The organism is Alkalibacter mobilis (genome assembly GCF_015594845.1).
Lineage (GTDB): Bacteria > Bacillota > Clostridia > Eubacteriales > Alkalibacteraceae > Alkalibacter > Alkalibacter mobilis.
The window spans coordinates 1-3,250 of sequence record NZ_JADNRK010000050.1; the positions used below are offsets into that span (position 1 = coordinate 1).

At 36.4% G+C, this 3,250-nt stretch carries 2 protein-coding genes; both read right to left on the reverse strand.

The features are described from left to right. Positions 1–175: 175 nt before the first annotated feature. Complete coding sequence (locus IWB18_RS12210) at positions 176–1,456, reverse strand: MFS transporter (protein ID WP_195683900.1); 1,281 nt, start codon at positions 1,454–1,456, stop codon at positions 176–178. An 86-nt stretch (positions 1,457–1,542) separates the two neighbouring features. Then, positions 1,543–2,988: a trimethylamine methyltransferase family protein gene (locus IWB18_RS12215; protein WP_195683901.1), complete on the reverse strand. Its 1,446-nt coding sequence runs from the start codon at positions 2,986–2,988 to the stop codon at positions 1,543–1,545. Between the last annotated feature and the right edge of the window lie 262 nt (positions 2,989–3,250).

Sequence of the window (3,250 nt, forward strand, 5' to 3'; positions counted from 1 at the left end):
ACTCATAACTTCAACTTTGCCTTGATTTTTTCTTTCAAATCTCAAGGTCTATTTGTCATGCACTTTTTTATTGATTCTGTCGAAGTTTCTTATTATTTATCGATTGACATATTACCAGATTGCTTTTTATTTGTTTAAGCTTATGGCCAAATTACTTAACAAGAATTAATCAAACTTAAGCACTTTTGATCTCTTCGACTGCACTTTTACTTTTTCTAATAGATTTATAAAGAAGCATCCCTGCTCCAAAACCAACCGCTAAAACAACTGTTACAAACGTGAATAAGTAAGTATAACCCACGACTCCGTAATTATCGATCCAGCTTCCAGCTAGAAGATATAGAAATGCATCTGGAGCATATGCTATTACAGCAACGATTCCAGTAGCTATGCCTGTAAGATAAAGTGGAATATTAGCTTCGGCAAATTGCGCATAATACAATGCTCTTGCGCCAGTAGCAATCATTGTTACCAAAAGCATTATAATGATCGCCACCATCAACATGGCTGCACTTGCAGGCAAAACTAGGAATCCCAACATACAAGCGGCCATGCCGATCATGGCGTATAGTAAGATTCTAACTGCCGAACCTGTTTTATCTGCTAAAGCACCAAAAATAAATGGTAAAAATGCTCTGATCCCGTAAGCTCTAATGGTACCAAATATATTTCCCAGTTCTGTAGACATACCGTATACATCCTGCAAATAAGAACTCGTATATGATACCGATGCGTATACAAGATAGCAGGAAAATACAACTATTGCTATAAACCAAACTTCTTTTTTTCTTGCTGCAACACCAATACTGCTTAAATCAATTTGTTTGTCGTTGCCTAGATTCGGATCATAATCTTTGCCAAGCAAGAAATATATTGCAATTCCAGCAACTATAGCTAATACTGAGTAAGTAATGATCAATGTAGTAAATGTGACAGATTGAGAACCTGCCCTTGAACCTACCGCTTGAGCTCCAAAACCAATCAACATTCCAAATAAACCGTACAACCATTCTCTTGAAGCAAACATTTTTCCTTGTTCTTCTCTACTGCCAAGGCTTCTGATGATCTTTATTTGAGCAGCCCACAAAGAAAGAATGGTAGTGACTGAAAATGCAAGATACAACAGTATCATCGCACTAAAGCTAGGTTTGAAAAGCATAAAAAATGCTAAAATACCACTCCCTACAAAAGAAAATAACAACAAAATCCTAGGGTTGATCTTATCTGCTATCCATCCTCCAGGAAAATACAATATAATCCCACCAGTACCATATATTGTCATCAATATACCTACTTGTACGTGTGTAATTCCGGCTGACTCCTGAAACAGGGTGTAATAACTTCTTACCAAGTATGGAACTGCAAAAGATGCTACTTGGCCGATCATCATTATGATCATTATCGTCCATCTCTTTTTTCTTAATGACTCTGGTACTTTAAAAGATACATCTGACATGAAATTCACTCCTTAATTTTTATTTAAAGCTAAATACTAGCTCTAGTACTATTTGAAACCTCATTTTTATACATTCAAAATATATTTTATATATTATTTTTATATTTCTCAGGCAAGTATGCTTCCAACAATTTGTCCTGTTCTTTAGAAATCGAAGGTTGGATATAACTGTCTAACCTTTTTTGTACTCCGTCACTTACAGCACGCCTTACAGAAATCGCGCCACCACTTTGCCATTGATTCGGATCTTCTTTGTTCAAAAATGAAGAAAGATAAAAATCCTTACGGTAACTTTTCGGGGTCCTTCCTTTAAGAAAACTTCCCCTCGGCCCAACTTGCTCTATCTCGCTGATTTGAAAATCTTTTTCTTCCGTATCGATTCCTCTTAGCAGTCTTGCATTCATCATATAAATTTCTTCATCAATCAAAAATTTTTCAAAACTTACGATATTAAAAGTTCCTAAAGATCCACATCCATGATGAATGAAATCAGCTCCACAATCCAGCGACGCTCTGATCATCATATCGGATTCAAGACCTGCTTGTATATCAAAATCCTTAGCATCACTCAATCCGCCGCCAGTTCTAAAAGGCAAGTTATATAAGTCTGCCAAACCTGCTGTTGCATAACACACCAGTGCTGTTTCTGGAGTACCGATAGTCAGCTGCAAAGTTCGCATGTCGGTGGATCCTGATGTATTTCCGTATATGAATGCTACTTCAGGATTTGCCAATTTGCACAACACATATCCAGCCAAGACTTCAGCATTGGTTACAGCCAACATTCCTGCCATGGATCCGGGAGATGTCATTAGCGGCAAAGCACACGGTGTTAACCACACTGCTTGATTTTCTTTGCAGATAGCAAGTGCCATTGCAATTTGTCCTCCGTGCAAGGCTAACGGAGTCAATGTGCTCATTATGCCAATGTGAACAATTTTATTTACTTCTTCCACTCCTTCGAATTTTTTTAAGATTTTTATTCCTTTTGTATACTCTTCAAATATATTTTCTTCGTCGGTATGAAACATATTAGGTCTTGCCAGTGCTGTCGATTTGTTGCTGTACTTTAGTTGTGTGGCTAAATTTCCAAACTTCTTTTGATCATCGCTCATTCCAGTTTCGTCTACTGTAAAGTTCATATTGCTTAAAGAGATAACTTTACTTGTATCCGAAAGTTTAAATTGATTGATAACGTCTTCATCTGTCATTTTTCTGATTTTACCATCTTCATTGATGTATATATTACTGGATGCGGGACCAACCAGAGCACTCCCTCCACCAACTTTGATGGGCTGATCCAATTTTGTAGAGTAAATTTCAAATTCTGGTTTAGCTAGTTTTAGTGCATCTTCTACCATTTTATTAGGAATTTTGACAATATTTCCGTCTACGACTGCACCATTTTTTTTAAATAATTGGCGAGCTTCTTCGTGATCGATCTCTATTCCAATATTCTCTAAAATGTAAAGTGTTTTGTCATGAATTTTTTCAATTGCGCTTTTGGAAATATACTTTTCATAACTTTTCATTTCTAGACCTCACTCCTCATATTTTGTATTCTGTGCTACTTTATCAAAATTATACTGTATAACTTTCACAGTGTCAAGTAATTTTATACAGTATAATTTTGTTAACCGTACTTAATTTTTAATTGATTTTCCAGCAATCGAGTAGGAGAAAGTTTTCATAAAACATGAAAACCTTCGACCTCTCACACCACCGTGCGTACCGTTCGGTACACGGCGGTTCAATCAACTTAACAATTGACACACCTTTCGGTGTAGTAATCTA

Excerpts from the sequence above, each read along its gene's own strand:
- IWB18_RS12210 (WP_195683900.1), bottom strand. The coding sequence starts at position 1,456 with ATGTCAGATGTATCTTTTAAAGTACCAGAGTCATTAAGAAAAAAGAGA.
- IWB18_RS12215 (WP_195683901.1), bottom strand. The coding sequence starts at position 2,988 with ATGAAAAGTTATGAAAAGTATATTTCCAAAAGCGCAATTGAAAAAATT.